At 33.1% G+C, this 15,678-nt stretch carries 12 protein-coding genes and 1 pseudogene; 5 read left to right on the top strand and 8 right to left on the bottom strand.

The features are described 5' to 3' along the window. Positions 1-13: 13 nt before the first annotated feature. Entirely contained in the window at positions 14-1,288 is a 1,275-nt protein-coding gene (locus JV528_RS06945) for a S1C family serine protease (protein WP_001279341.1), read from the top strand. A gap of 93 nt (positions 1,289-1,381) precedes the next feature. On the opposite strand, the gene tyrS is transcribed toward JV528_RS06945, so the two are convergent. Next, positions 1,382-2,644 (bottom strand): tyrosine--tRNA ligase, encoded by a 1,263-nt coding sequence (gene tyrS, locus JV528_RS06940; protein ID WP_204177435.1) that lies wholly within the window; start codon positions 2,642-2,644, stop codon positions 1,382-1,384. Between the two features lie 380 nt (positions 2,645-3,024). On the opposite strand from tyrS, the gene JV528_RS06935 reads away from it, so the two are divergent. Then, positions 3,025-3,930 (top strand): transglycosylase domain-containing protein, encoded by a 906-nt coding sequence (locus JV528_RS06935; protein ID WP_000184373.1) that lies wholly within the window; start codon positions 3,025-3,027, stop codon positions 3,928-3,930. Here JV528_RS06935 and JV528_RS06930 read toward each other — a convergent pair. Beyond that, entirely contained in the window at positions 3,910-4,002 is a 93-nt protein-coding gene (locus JV528_RS06930) for a hypothetical protein (protein ID WP_041201409.1), read from the bottom strand. The two genes, JV528_RS06935 and JV528_RS06930, sit on opposite strands and share 21 nt — an antisense overlap. A gap of 133 nt (positions 4,003-4,135) precedes the next feature. Further along, positions 4,136-6,808 carry a haptoglobin-binding heme uptake protein HarA gene (gene harA, locus JV528_RS06925; protein WP_001032784.1) on the bottom strand — a complete coding sequence of 891 codons (2,673 nt, stop codon included), beginning with the start codon at positions 6,806-6,808 and terminating at the stop codon, positions 4,136-4,138. Here harA and JV528_RS06920 point away from each other — a divergent pair. After that, positions 6,807-6,896: pseudogene (locus JV528_RS06920) on the top strand (hypothetical protein). The gene harA and the pseudogene JV528_RS06920 sit on opposite strands and share 2 nt — an antisense overlap. Positions 6,897-7,140: 244 nt before the next feature. On the opposite strand, the gene JV528_RS06915 reads toward JV528_RS06920, so the two are convergent. Beyond that, positions 7,141-8,808: a formate--tetrahydrofolate ligase gene (locus JV528_RS06915; RefSeq protein ID WP_000149395.1), complete on the bottom strand. Its 1,668-nt coding sequence runs from the start codon at positions 8,806-8,808 to the stop codon at positions 7,141-7,143. Positions 8,809-9,247: 439 nt separating this feature from the next. Next, on the bottom strand, positions 9,248-10,954 hold the full coding sequence (gene acsA, locus JV528_RS06910; RefSeq protein WP_204177436.1) for an acetate--CoA ligase: 1,707 nt from the start codon (positions 10,952-10,954) through the stop codon (positions 9,248-9,250). 168 nt (positions 10,955-11,122) lie between these two features. Between acsA and JV528_RS06905 the strand changes: the two genes are divergently transcribed. After that, complete coding sequence (locus JV528_RS06905; protein ID WP_204177439.1) at positions 11,123-11,755, top strand: N-acetyltransferase; 633 nt, start codon at positions 11,123-11,125, stop codon at positions 11,753-11,755. A 24-nt stretch (positions 11,756-11,779) separates the two neighbouring features. Then, entirely contained in the window at positions 11,780-12,949 is a 1,170-nt protein-coding gene (locus JV528_RS06900; protein ID WP_065315680.1) for an acetoin utilization protein AcuC, read from the top strand. Positions 12,950-13,046: 97 nt separating this feature from the next. Here JV528_RS06900 and ccpA read toward each other — a convergent pair whose 3' ends face one another. From ccpA to JV528_RS06885, 3 genes are all read right to left on the bottom strand, one after another. Beyond that, on the bottom strand, positions 13,047-14,036 hold the full coding sequence (gene ccpA / locus JV528_RS06895; protein WP_204177441.1) for a catabolite control protein A: 990 nt from the start codon (positions 14,034-14,036) through the stop codon (positions 13,047-13,049). 72 nt (positions 14,037-14,108) lie between these two features. Then, positions 14,109-14,222: a hypothetical protein gene (locus tag JV528_RS06890; protein WP_001803513.1), complete on the bottom strand. Its 114-nt coding sequence runs from the start codon at positions 14,220-14,222 to the stop codon at positions 14,109-14,111. A 353-nt stretch (positions 14,223-14,575) separates the two neighbouring features. Next, complete coding sequence (locus tag JV528_RS06885; RefSeq protein WP_000066380.1) at positions 14,576-15,667, bottom strand: bifunctional 3-deoxy-7-phosphoheptulonate synthase/chorismate mutase; 1,092 nt, start codon at positions 15,665-15,667, stop codon at positions 14,576-14,578. Positions 15,668-15,678: the final 11 nt, after the last annotated feature.

The following is a 15,678-nucleotide window of genomic DNA, read 5'->3' as shown; positions in this document are numbered from 1 at the left end:
ATGGAGGTTAAGTATGTCAGATTTTAATCATACAGATCATTCTACAACAAACCATAGCCAAACACCTAGATACAGAAGACCTAAATTTCCATGGTTTAAAACAGTCATCGTTGCATTGATTGCTGGAATCATTGGTGCACTTCTAGTACTTGGTATAGGCAAAGTATTAAATAGTACAATTTTAAATAAAGATGGTTCAACTGTCCAGACAACAAATAATAAAGGTGGCAATCAATTAGACGGTCAAAGCAAGAAATTCGGTACCGTTCATGAAATGATAAAATCTGTCTCCCCTACAATTGTTGGAGTTATTAACATGCAAAAAGCATCAAGTGTAGACGACTTATTAAAAGGCAAATCATCTAAACCATCTGAAGCCGGAGTAGGTTCAGGTGTCATCTATCAAATAAACAACAATTCAGCTTATATCGTTACAAACAATCATGTTATTGATGGCGCAAATGAAATTAGAGTCCAATTACATAATAAAAAACAAGTTAAAGCGAAATTAGTTGGTAAAGATGCAGTAACTGATATTGCTGTACTTAAAATTGAAAATACAAAAGGTATTAAAGCGATTCAATTCGCCAACTCTTCAAAAGTACAAACTGGTGATAGCGTATTCGCAATGGGTAACCCATTAGGATTACAATTTGCTAACTCTGTAACATCTGGTATCATTTCAGCAAGTGAACGTACTATTGACGCTGAGACAACTGGTGGCAATACAAAAGTCAGCGTTCTTCAAACAGATGCTGCTATTAACCCAGGTAACTCAGGTGGCGCATTAGTAGATATTAATGGTAATTTAGTTGGTATTAACTCAATGAAAATTGCTGCGACACAAGTTGAAGGTATCGGGTTTGCCATTCCAAGTAATGAAGTTAAAGTAACAATTGAACAACTTGTAAAACATGGTAAAATTGACCGCCCTTCGATTGGTATTGGTTTAATTAATTTGAAAGATATTCCTGAAGAAGAGCGCGAGCAACTTCATACTGATAGCGAAGACGGTATTTATGTCGCAAAAGCTGATAGTGATATTGATCTTAAAAAAGGTGATATTATTACAGAAATTGATGGCAAGAAAATTAAAGATGATGTTGATTTAAGAAGCTATTTATATGAAAATAAAAAACCTGGTGAATCAGTCACTGTTACCGTTATCCGTGATGGTAAAACAAAAGAAGTTAAAGTGAAATTAAAACAACAAAAAGAACAACCAAAACGTCAAAGCCGATCAGAGCGTCAATCACCTGGCCAAGGCGATAGAGATTTCTTTAGATAATTTACAGACAGAAAAGTACATTAAGAGCCTACTCATATTCATTCCTAAGAATGTAATGAGTAGGCTCTAATTTATTTAGCTATGCAATTATATTTATTGATAGTTAACCATGAAGTATTTTTTCTTACCGCGACGAATAATCGTAAATTCGCCATCAATTTTATCTTCTGGTGCTAAAGCATAACTAACATCTTGTTGTCTCTCACCATTAATATAAATCGCACCATTGTTAACATCTTCACGTGCTTGTCGTTTAGAAGGAGAAATGCCTGTTTCAATAAGGACTTCAACGATATTTGTTGTGTTATTTGATAATGTCACTTGAGGCACATCTTTAAATCCATCTTTTAATTCTTTCGCTGATAATGATTTTAAATCACCACTAAATAATGCTTGTGAAATACGGATAGCATCATTTAATGCATCTTCACCATGAATAAATTTAGTTACTTCTTCAGCTAATGTTTTTTGAGCTTCACGTAAATGCGGTGCTTCATTTTTAGATTGTTCTAAGCGATCAATTTCTTCTTTTCCTAAGAAAGTAAAGTATTTTAAGAATTTAATTACATCTTCGTCTGATTGATTAATCCAGAATTGATAAAATTCATAAGGACTTGTTTTTTCAGCATCTAACCAAACAGCACCTGACTCAGATTTACCAAATTTCTTACCATCTGATTTAGTTACAAGCGGAATAGTTAAACCGTATGCGTCTGTTTGACCATACATACGACGCATTAATTCAATACCACTTGTGATATTACCCCATTGATCTGATCCACCTACTTGAATCTTACAATTCAATTCTCTATTCAAATGACCGAAATCAATAGCTTGTAAAATCGTGTATGTAAATTCTGTATATGAAATACCATGTTCTAAACGACTTTGAATTGAATCTTTACCTAACATGTAATTAACACCGACGTATTTACCATAGTCACGTAAAAAGCTAATTAATGAAATTTGTCCTAACCAGTCTCTATTATTAACAAGCACTGCACCATGGTCTGTTCCAAATTCAAAAATATTATGCATTTGCTTACTAATACCTTCGATATTTTTATCTACTTGTTCTTCTGTTTGTAGCACACGTTCTTCTGATTTACCCGATGGATCACCAATCATACCTGTACCACCGCCAATTAAAACGATAGGACGATGTCCATGTTCTTGAAATCTTCTTAATGTTAAAAATGGTAGTAAGTGACCAATGTGTAAGCTATCTGCCGTTGGATCAGCACCGCAGTATAACGTCACTTGTTCTTTATTTAATAAATCTTCAATACCTTGTTCATCAGTTTGTTGATAAATAAGACCTCTCCATTTTAAATCTTCAATTAATACATTCGTCATTATTATTTCCTCCTATTTATAATTATTTAGTGAATACTTGTTAAAATACTTTAAAGCTTTTTGAACGTAAAAAAACCCTTACAACAAATATGTAAGGGCGCGATTGCACGTTACCACCAAACTTAAACATAATCATAAGATAATGTTCACTCTATTAATGATACGTTCATTAATAAACGTAGGACATGTTAGTTATAAAGGTGTATTCATATTATTAAAAACACTAGTTCACAGCGACCACTAGCTCTCTGATGATTTCAAATAATATTACTTGTCCTTTTATCCTATTCTTTATGCATTTTCCCTAATTATAATTAACGTTAAAATAAAAGTCAAATTGCTTAAATATGGTATACTATACGTAATTTAGGAGGTTAAAGATGACGAATCAAGACAACAATCATCAATTGAATCATCGTATATATCATTTTGAAAAGATATATAAAGCTATCAAACATGTCATTGTTTTTATATTTATGATTTTCATTGCCATCGTTGCTATCGCTGTGATTGCGATGTCTTTATATTTTCATCATTTAACTAAAACGTCCGACTCATTATCAGATGATGCTTTAATAAAAAAAGTTCGACAAATACCTGGCGATGAATTATTAGATCATAATAACAAAAATTTGTTATATGAGTATAACCATTCTCAAAACTCACTCATTATAGGCCCTAAAACATCAAGCCCAAATGTCATTAAAGCATTAACGTCATCTGAAGACACTTTATTTTATAAACATGATGGCATCTTACCAAAGGCGATTTTAAGAGCAATGATACAAGATATTTTTAATACTAATCAAAGTTCAGGTGGTAGCACAATTACACAACAACTTGTTAAAAATCAAGTTCTTACCAACGAAAAAACATATAGTAGAAAAGCAAATGAACTTCGCCTAGCAATTAGATTAGAACACCTACTCTCAAAAGATGAAATTATATATACATATTTAAATATAGTTCCCTTCGGTAGAGATTATAATGGCGCTAATATTTCCGGAATTGCATCCGCTTCATATAGTTTATTTGGTATTCCACCAAAAGATTTATCAATTGCACAATCTGCATACCTTATCGGTTTGTTGCAAAGCCCATATGGCTATACACCCTACGAAAAAGATGGAACGTTAAAATCAGATAAAGATTTGAAATATAGTATTCAAAGACAACATTATGTATTAAAGCGTATGTTAATCGAAGATCAAATCACTGAAAAAGAATACAACGACGCATTAAAATATGATATTAAATCACATTTGTTAAATCGAAAAAAGCGTTAATTGATGTTCACTTTTTAAAGTAACCACAACAATGCATCCAGATATTAAAAACAGCAGTAAGATTATTTTCAATTAGAAAATTTCTCACTGCTGTTCTTTATTTTAAATACTCTAAAGGAAAGCCATTAAACCAATCAATAGTTTATAATTTAATTGCTTTCACATTGTCTACAAAGTTAATCATACATATGCTATATCCAGTTAATTATTTAGATTCTTTTCTGAATTTAGGAATGAATAAAGCTAACATACCTAGTAACGCATATAAGCCCCACCATGATTGGCTTGAAGTTGTTTCTCCAGTTTTTGGTAGCATTTTAGATTGACTAAGTTTGTTTTCTTTCGATGGTGTGCCGGCCTTTTCTTTTGTTTTCACTGTTTTGTCTACAGTTTTATGAATATCATTCGATGGATGTTCGGTTGTTTTTTTGTAAGTAACTTTGTCTGTATTATTATAATTTTGTCTCACACCATCAAGCTTTGCTGCTTTTCCAGTATGATTTTTATCGGCAATATGAGCAAGCTGTATGACTTTGTCTTTATTTTTATTAGAGTCTTTATCAGTATCGACATTAGATGACATACCAACGCTATTATCAACACCCTTATCAGTGTCTTTAGCAATTTGAGTATCCATTTCTTTTAAATCATACTTATCGAAGTGAGTGTTACCCGACATATCGGATAAATGATCAACATCATGATGCGCATCTTTGTCAACACTACTATCAGTATCTTTAACCATGTCAGACTCTGGTTCTATCAAATCTACTTTATCAGTTGCCTCACTTGGAGTTGTTTCAATACTGTTATTTGTAGCTGTATCCGTTGCAGTAACATTATCTTCTTGTCCTGTTTGTACATTTAGCGGTTCACTCGTGTTATTTTGTGATGTGTCATCATCTTGTGTCTTGATATCCTGATTTATAATTCTGACATGATATTGACCTTCATAACCAATGTTTGCCACAACTACTTTAACAATCGCATTGTAAACTGCTTTGTCAGGTATATATGGGAAAATCAACGTTCTAGAATTATTTTTAGTATCTTTAGAAACAGTTGTGACACGTTTACCTTCTACAATTAAATCTTTCCAGTAACTGTCATCCTTTGTTTTCATCACTACATATTTTTGACCATTTAAAGTTGCTGTATAGAATGGATGTTCAACAAATCCATCCATGACTGACTCACTATTTTCTTCACTTTCAAAAACAACAAAATGAGCCTCTTGTACATCTGTTAATTGATCATTAGTAGGTGTAACATTTTCAAATTCTGTCACTGCAGACTTAACTTGATCGGCTAACTCAACTCTCGTTTGGTCTAATTTCTTTTTATATTCTGCTTTATATTTTTCCGGCAATTTCTCTTGTAATTTTTCTAATTCATAAACTTGTCTTTCTAACGTTTTGGCTTTGTGATACGGAGCTAATAATTTTTGTAAATTGTATGTTTCCTCATCCACATAGTCGTCTGGGTTATTAGTAATAGGCTGTGCAAAGACCATTAGCGTATAATCATAGTCTTCATGGATGTTCTCACCATATTCAATAGATGACACAATTTTAACTTCTCTCGTACCATTAGATACTGGGAAACGAATATAGGCATAATCTTTATCAGAATCATATGATACTAATTCGACTGGTAACTTTTTGTCACCTTCATAAACTTCAAATTTCTTCCATGTTGAAGCTGTCTTTAAACCTAATTCAATTATTGGTCCTGTTTTTGTAAAAATGACAGTTGCTGGTTCAACAGTACTAGCATAATGATAGAACTGTCTTTCACCTTTATCATTTTTCATTTGAAAATCAATTGGTCGCCAATTATCAGCTGTATGTTCTTTATCGATGATAGCCGGGTTTTTAATTGCATCTTGTAGCGATTCATCTGCTGGTGGATACTGTTGATTAACATCCGACTGATTACTTGACTCATTCGTTTTATCGTTAGTATTACCATTAGAATTTGTTTCATGAGCTGGTTGGCTTGACGCTTGATCTGCATTCGCAGACGATTTTGGTTGTGCAGGTTGACTCATATCGGTCGTTGCCTGCGGTTGATTATTAGCATTGTTGGTCGTTGATGTATTTTGATTAGATGTATTCGTATTTGTTTGATTACTTGCATCTGAACTTGATTGATCATTCGTTGCTAATGCATCATTTGTATCTGATTTTACAAGTGAAGGATCGTTATAAATAGGTTTAGCAAATACTAATTTAGTATAATCATAATTTGTTTCAGGTTCATCATCAATTTGAGTTGAAGAGACAATTTTCAGCTCTTGCGTACCATCTGAAACAGGGAATCGAATATAGGCATGGTCTTCTGGAACAGGACTATACGATACAAGTCTCACTGGCAATTTTTGATTGTTTTCATAGACTTCAAACTTCTTCCATGTTGAAGCAGTATTGATGTCTAATTCAACCTCTGCTTTCTTTTTAGTGTAATATACATCTGCTGGATCTTTGATACTGAAAAAGTGATAGTACTGCGTTTCATTGTTTTTATCTAATAATTGAAAATTAACTTGTTCTCTTGGACCAATATCATGTTCTTTATTTTCTACTGCAGGATTTTTAATTGCATCTTTAAGTGATTCATCCGCTGCAGGATAGGTTTTCGCAGTGTTTGCTGGTTGAGTAGCAGGTTGTGTTTGATTTGTATCCTTTGGTGGCTGAGTTGTAGTTGCATTATTATTTTGATTTTCCGAGATTTTATCTGAAGTATTTGTATTTTCTGCTGCTTGCGCTTGATGTTGAGAAGTAATTAAAAATAGTGTACTGACAATGACCGATGCAACGCCTAGAGTTGATTTTCTAATAGAATAGAAAGACCTTAATTTTGGGTGATGTTTGTTCATGTTGTTAACAACTCCTATAAGATAGTATTTAATTGATAATAATTATCAATATCAATTATTAGTGTTAATTGTAGCGCACCCCAATTAAATATTGCAACCTATTTTATCAAATTTTTTTAATATGAATATTCATTGTATCGCTTTCCTATTCTTCAAGCCCACTTTTTATCTTCGAACACATTAATTAACTACCTTCAAACATTGCCGTTAGATTTGCCAAATTGAATCTATTTTTAGCACAGCAAAAAACCGAACTGCTGAAATAATGCATCTCCAACAGTCCGGTCTATTAAACTATTTACTTATCTTTATTAAACAATTGCCATGATATATTAGAATAACCCAATTGCATGACCATCGTCAGTAACATCCATGTTTAATGCTGCTGGTTTTTTAGGTAAACCAGGCATAGTCATGATCGCACCTGTCAATGCTACGATAAATCCTGCACCTGTTTTCGCTTCTAATTCACGAATTGTAATTTCAAATCCTGATGGTGCACCTAACAACGTTTGATCATCTGAGAATGAATATTGTGTTTTCGCCATACATACTGGGTAATTATCCCAACCATTTTCTTTAAATTGTTTTAATTGTTTTTGCGCTTTACTGCTAAACGTTACTTTTGAACCACCATAGATTTCAGTCACAATCTTTTCAATCTTTTGCTCTAATGGTAATTCTAATTCATATAAAGGTTTAAATGAATTAGGTTGATCAATGACTTCTAATACTTCATTTGCTAAGTCAACGCCACCTTTACCACCTTTTTCCCAAACTTCAGTTAAGGCAATTCGTACGTTATTTTCTTTAGCCCAAGATTTTACATATTCTACTTCTGCATCGGTATCATGTATAAATGCATTAATTGCAACAACCGGTTCTACACCGAATTTTTTAATATTATTAACATGACGCTCTAAATTAACAATTCCTGCTTTTACTGCTTCTACATTTTCTTCTTTTAAATTATCTTTTGCTACACCACCATGCATTTTTAATGCACGAATCGTTGCTACAACTACAACTGCTGCTGGGTCGAATCCAGCTTCACGTGCCTTAATGTCCATGAATTTTTCAGCGCCTAAGTCTGAACCAAATCCAGCTTCCGTTACAACGATATCAGCTAAATCACGTGCTGTTTCAGTTGCTAAAATTGAGTTACAACCGTGTGCGATATTCGCAAATGGTCCACCATGAACTAATGCTGGTGTCCCTTCAATTGATTGTACTAAGTTTGGTTTAATTGCATCTTTTAAAATCATTGCAAGTGCACCTTGCACTTTTAAATCTGCAACTGTAACTGGCTTGCGATCTCTAGTGTAACCAATAGTAATACGACTAATTTTATCTTTTAAGTCTTTAATACTTCTACTTAAACATAAAATCGCCATAATTTCAGACGCTACTGTAATATTAAAGCCATCTTCACGTGGTACACCATTTGTAGGTCCACCTAACCCAACGTTTACATGTCTAAGTGCACGATCATTCATATCTAATACACGTTTCCATTCAATACGTCTTTGATCGATTCCTAATTCATTACCTTGGTGAATATGATTATCTATAAACGCAGACAATGCATTATTAGCAGTTGTAATCGCATGGAAATCCCCATTAAAATGTAAGTTGATATCTTCCATTGGTAAGACTTGCGCATAACCACCACCAGTTGCGCCACCTTTAATACCGAAAGTTGGTCCTAAGGCAGGTTCACGTAACGCTACCATAACATTCTTCTTCAACTCATGAAATGCGTCAGCTAAACCAACAGTAACTGTTGATTTACCTTCACCTGCTGGTGTTGGACTCATCGCAGTTACTAAAACAACTTTCCCTTTGCTATCTCTTGGCGTAATTTTATTAATGTCGATTTTAGCTTTGTAATGACCATAAGGTTCTAATGCATCCTCTGAAATGCCTACCGATGCAGCAATATCCTTAATTGGTTGTAGTGTTGATTGATTCGCAATATCTAAATCTGATAAATGAGTCAACTTTTTTCGCCCCTTTTTGTTTAATTTATGCATTTTAAATATGTAAGTTGTAGCTAAGAAATTTTTACTTACATTCATATAATAACGAACTGTTAAAAACTTGTCGACTAAATCGGGTTAGCGCTTTCATTTTTGCAATAAATTCACTTATTAAAGTTTTGTATTATACAACTTTTAGCGCTTGATACTATTGATAACTATATTTTTCTATTATTTAAAATAGTCATCTTTCAAAGGTCATATTAAAAATAAAAAGCAATATAAAGATATACCATTATTGTTATGTCATCATTTTCAAATGCTTTCTACGAAATGATATGACACAAGTTAACAGCTCTTTATATTGCTTATCATAAAGTAAACTAATATTTAAACATTAATATGAAATATGTTGTCTCCCTTTATTCTTCGAAAGAAATCTTCAATAACATTCATGTCATTATTCCATTGTACTTAAATCCCCTGCATCTAAATTTAATTCCCAAGCTTTTAATACACGTCTCATAATTTTACCTGAGCGTGTTTTAGGTAATTTATCTTTAAATTCGATTTCACGTGGTGCTGCATGTGCCGACAAACCTTCTTTAACAAATAAACGAATTTCTTCTTTTAATTCGTCTGTTGGTTCATATCCTTTTCTCAGTGCAACAAACGCCTTAATTATTTCACCGCGAACCGGATCAGGTTTACCAATAATTCCTGCTTCGGCAACTGCTTCGTGTTCAACCAATTTAGACTCAACCTCAAATGGTCCAACTCGTTCACCAGCTGTCATAATTACATCATCAACACGTCCTTGGAACCAGAAGTAACCATCTTCATCTTTATATGCCGAATCACCAGATACATACCAGTCTCCAATAAAATATGACTTATATTTTTCTGGATTCTTCCAGATACGATACATCATTGATGGCCAGCCTTTTTTTATAGCAAGGTTGCCCATTCGATTTGGTGGTAATTCATTACCTGCATCATCGATAATTGCAGCTTGAATACCAGGTAATGGTTTGCCCATTGAGCCAAGCTTGACGTCCATCGTTGGATAGTTAACAATCATATGTCCACCTGTTTCTGTCATCCACCAAGTATCTAACACCGTTAAACCGTATACTTTTTTCGCCCATTTTATAACTTCAGGATTTAAAGGCTCACCTACTGATAGAATCGAACGTAACGATGACAAGTCATATTTCTCAACAATATCGTCACCAGCACTCATTAACATTCTTAAAGCTGTTGGTGCCGTATACCAAATCGTCACTTTAAAATCTTCAATCATACTATACCACTGTTCTGGTGAAAAGCGACCACCAGCTATACAATTTGTAGCGCCATTTAACCATGGTGCAAAAATACCATAAGATGTTCCTGTAACCCAACCTGGATCTGCTGTACACCAATAAACATCATCTTCTTGTAAATCTAATACATATTTTCCAGAAATATAATGCACTAACATTGCTTGTTGAACATGCAATACACCTTTAGGTTGCCCAGTAGAACCTGATGTATAATGTAAAATCAAACCATCATCCGACTTTAACCATTCAATGTCAAATTCATCGCTAGCAGTTTCCATCAAACTAATAAAGTCTATGTAATTGTCTTCTACATTCTCATCTACAACAACAATTTTTTTCAAGTTCGGTAATTTATCTACAGGTACTCGAGGTAACAATGCCTTATTAGTAATTAACACTTTAGCTTCACTTTTCTCTAATCTATCCGCAACTGCCTTTTCCATAAATGCTTCAAATAACGGCCCAACAATTGCACCAATTTTTAAAACACCTAACAACGCAAAATATAGTTCAGGTGTACGCGACATAAATATAAATACTCTGTCACCTTTGTCAACTTCTGCATGTTCAGACAAAACATTCGCTGCTTTATTAGATAACCGTTGCATATCTTTATAAGTATACGATTCTTTTCTGTGCTCATCTTTGTAATTTAACGCTATTTTATCCCCTGATCCTTGATCTACATGGCGATCTATACATTCATATGCCATGTTCATTTTTCCAGTTTCACTCCAAGAAAATGCTTGTTCTACGTCTTTCCAATCAAAAGTATTATATGTTTCTTCATAATCTTTAAGATTATGTTTGCCTTGCGCTCCTTTATATACTTCGACTTTCATTTGAAACTCCCCCTTTGTTATGTGAAAACGCTTTCTTTCTCAATATTATACATAACATTTCTAATTATTCAAAATTTTTACTTTTATCCTTTTTCTAGTATTAATTATTGTAAATTTTCTATATAATGAATTTAATACAATCACGACGTCGATTGAGGAGTTGAAAATATGAATCATTTAAAGACGTATCAATCCGAAGATTATTACATTCATGACAAGCAATTTGTTATTGAAGGTCCTTTAACACACGAAGATTTGAAAGCGCTTACTTTCGATGCGCATTTAACCACATTTAGAGACGCTGAAGATCAGTATGAAGCTTTGTTAGAAATTACAACATTACCAGAAGGTAGAATTTATGTTGCTCGCCAAGATCAACTCATTGTGGGTTATGTCACTTTCCACTATCCTGATGAAATTGAGCGCTGGTCTACAGGTAACCTTCCATATTTAATCGAATTGGGGGCAATTGAAGTCAGCATCAATTTTAGGCAATTACAACTTGCAGAAAAGCTGATACAACTTAGCCTTTCTGCACCAGAATTCGAGGATTATATCGTTATAACTACAGAGTATTACTGGCATTGGGATTTAAAAAATTCAAAGTTAGATGTATTTGACTATAAAAAATTAATGCAGCGGTTAATGGCAACTGGTGGACTTGAAATATTCGCTACAGATGATCCAGAAATAACAAGTCATCCAGCTAATTGTTTAATGGCAAGAATTGGCAAAAATATTACATTAGAACAGCAACAAGCGTTTGATGATATTCGTTATATGAATCGGTTTTTCTTTTAATTTTTGGAATATCGGAGGGATTATATGCAACAACATTTATCAAAAACTGCATATGTTTATTCAGATAAGTTATTACAATATCGATTTCATGACCAACATCCCTTCAATCAAATGCGTTTAAAATTAACAACAGAGCTACTTTTGAATGCAAATTTATTGTCTCCAGAACAAATAGTACAACCTAGAATTGCAACAGATGACGAATTAATGTTAATTCATAAATATGATTACGTCGAAGCTATTAAGCATGCTTCACATGGCATTATCAGTGAAGATGAGGCTAAGAAATATGGATTAAATGATGAAGAGAATGGTCAATTTAAGCATATGCACCGCCATAGTGCCACAATTGTTGGAGGCGCTTTAACTTTAGCAGATCTTATTATGTCAGGCAAAGTATTAAATGGTTGTCACTTAGGTGGAGGTTTGCATCACGCTCAACCTGGTCGAGCAAGTGGTTTTTGTATATACAATGATATTGCAATTACCGCACAATACTTAGCTAAAGAATACAACCAACGCGTTTTAATCATAGATACCGATGCACATCATGGAGATGGTACACAATGGAGTTTCTATGCCGATAACCATGTTACTACTTATTCTATCCATGAAACCGGAAAATTTCTTTTCCCAGGCTCTGGTCACTATACTGAGCGCGGTGAAGATATCGGCTATGGACACACTATTAATGTCCCACTTGAACCGTATACAGAAGATGCATCATTTTTGGAGTGTTTTAAATTAACAGTTGAGCCTGTCGTAAAGAGTTTTAAACCTGATATTATTCTAAGCGTAAATGGTGTCGATATACATTATCGTGATCCACTAACTCATCTAAATTGTACGTTACATTCATTATATGAAATTCCATATTTTGTAAAATATTTAGCTGATACTTATACGAATGGAAAGGTAATTATGTTTGGTGGCGGAGGCTACAATATTTGGAGAGTCGTACCACGTGCATGGAGTCATGTATTCTTAAGTTTAATTGATCAACCAATTCAAAGTGGTTATTTACCGTTAGAATGGATTAATAAATGGAAACATTATTCATCTGAATTATTACCTAAAAGATGGGAAGATCGTTTAAATGATTATACCTATGTCCCCCGCACAAAAGAAATTAGTGAAAAAAATAAAAAATTAGCTTTACATATAGCGAGTTGGTACGAATCTACTCGTCAATAAGTCACCTAATCTGCAACGATTTTAAAAGATAAATAAAAGGCATTCTTCCAATACCCGTATAAGTCGGGTCGTTAGATGAATGCCTAATTTTGTGAATTTATTTTGTAGTTCCTCGGTATTCAATTCTGTGTGGTAAAACTACATTTGGTTCTTCTATCTTTTCATCGTTCATATATTTTGTTAATAAGCGCATCCCTACTGCACCGATATCATATAATGATTGAATAACACTAGAAAGTTGTGGTCTAACCATCTCAACTAAGCGTGTATTATTGAAACTAATAATTTGTAATTCCTCTGGAACTTTAATACCAGCATCCATTGCACTATGCATGATACCAATAGCTTCTTCGTCACTGATACATAATATAGCATCTGGAAGATTACCTTTCATTTTAGCAAAAGCTTTTACGCCTTCTTTATAACTTTCAGCACCAGAACAATTCAATGTATCACCTAATTGAAGGCCATTTTTATTTAACACTTCAGTTAAACCTGCTAAAACATCTTCTTGAGCTTTTTTAGAATGTTCTCCACCTACTAAAGCAAATGATTTAGCGCCTTTTTCAATTAATTCTCCCGTAATTTCTTTCGCAGCTTCAGTAAAATCAATATTAACAGATGCTATATGTGCATCCTTACCATTTGTTCCTGATACTACTACAGGTACAGATGATTGATTTATCAATTCTTTCATTTCTTCAGTAATTGTACCACCAAGGAAAATAATACCATCAACTTGTTTACTTAATAAGTTATTAAAAATTTCTTTTTCCTTTTCAGGATCGTTATCTGAATTTGAAATAATTGAGTGATATTTATACATTGTTGCAATATCTTCAAGTCCACGAGCAAGTTGTGAATAATAGATATTAGATATATCTGGAATGATCACACCTACTGTTGTTGTCTTTTTACTAGCTAAACCTCTAGCAACAGCATTTGGACGATAATTCAAACGCTTAATGACTTCGTTAACTTTATTTTTAGTTTCTGCTTTAACATTTTGGTTCCCATTAACAACACGCGACACTGTGGCCATAGAGACACGCGCTTCTCTTGCTACATCATATATAGTAACTGTCATAATTTCCTCCTTGTAAACGTTTTATTCATTATAATAACATGTTTTCATTTCATTTTCATAGTTTACCATATTTTAATTTACAGTAACATATTTTTGTTTGGAAAAATTTAGCGAAAAGCTTGAAATAAAAACAACCGCTAAATGATAACGAACGATATATTTTAATTTTATATAAACTTTTTTCATTTTTAATTGTAATATTTTGAGAAAGCCTTTTCAAATATCAATTACATTTGTTGAAAAATGTTCACATTTCAGTAACAAATGTGTGAATCTATTATATTTACAGATAATTCATAGTCATACTTTTAATTACTGCTATCAGTCATAGTCTTTAATAATTGTGAAATTGGATAAGTGTCGAAATATTATAACAATCGTTAAGTGTAGTATAGCCTTTATTTCTATACAAAAAATAATAGCCACTCTAAAAGTAATATACTCTTAGAATGGCTACTAGTTTAAAATTGTCGATTCAAAGATAATATTCTACTTCAACATGACATATTAGTTAAGTAGTCTATAGTTTCCTTGGAATATTATTTTAACTTTTTAGCGTTATATAAATCAGCTAAAGGCTTTAATTCATCATAAAATGTTTGGAATTCATCTAAATCCATTTGTTGACCCGCATCACTAAGTGCAACAGATGGATCTGGATGCACCTCAGCCATAACACCATCAGCACCTACTGCTAATGCTGCTTTCGCAGTTGGTAACATGATATCTTTACGACCTGTACTATGCGTAACATCTACCATGACTGGTAAGTGTGTACCTTGTTTTAAAATTGGTACTGCTGAAATATCTAAAGTGTTACGTGTCGCCTTTTCATAAGTTCGGATTCCACGTTCACATAAAATAATGTTTTGATTACCTTGTGAAGCAATGTATTCAGCTGCATAAACAAACTCTTCGATTGTAGCAGATAAACCACGTTTTAATAGAATAGGCTTTTTCGTACGCCCAGCTTCTTTTAATAACTCAAAGTTTTGCATATTACGTGCACCAATTTGGAATACATCTAAATATTCGTCGGCTACTTCAAAATCATTAGGATTTACAATTTCACTAACTACATTTAAATCGTATTTATCTTTAATCTGTTTAAGTATTTTAAGTCCTTCAACACCTAGGCCTTGGAAGTCATAAGGCGATGTACGTGGTTTAAAAGCACCGCCACGAATAAACTTTTCACCTTTGGCATGTAAATTTTTAGCTACCGCTTCTACTTGTTCAAATGATTCAACAGAGCATGGCCCAAATACAAATGATTTATTGCCGTCTCCAATAATGCCCCCATTATCAAATGTCACAATCGTATCTTCAGGTTTCAACTTACGTGATACATATAAATGTTTTTCATTTTCAGATTTTTGTAAATCTGTAGAGGCTTTAAAAATTTCTTTAAATAATTGCTTAATTGTATTATCGTTAAATGGTCCTTTGTTGCTATCAATTAAGTCGTTAAGCATTTCTTTTTCGCGTTGTGGATCATAGATACGTGTACCTTGTTTTAATTTTTCTTCACCAATTTTTTGAGCTAACTCGCCACGTTTAGACAATAAATCTAAAATTTGATGATTAAGTGATACAATCTCACTTCTGTATGATTCTAATTTATTACTCATCCTTACTCACC

The sequence above is a fragment of the Staphylococcus sp. GDB20D11A genome (assembly GCF_016893255.1).
In the GTDB taxonomy this organism is placed as follows: domain Bacteria; phylum Bacillota; class Bacilli; order Staphylococcales; family Staphylococcaceae; genus Staphylococcus; species Staphylococcus aureus.
The sequence above is the reverse complement of the archived record's forward strand: the minus strand, read 5'-3'. Positions and strand labels throughout refer to the sequence as shown.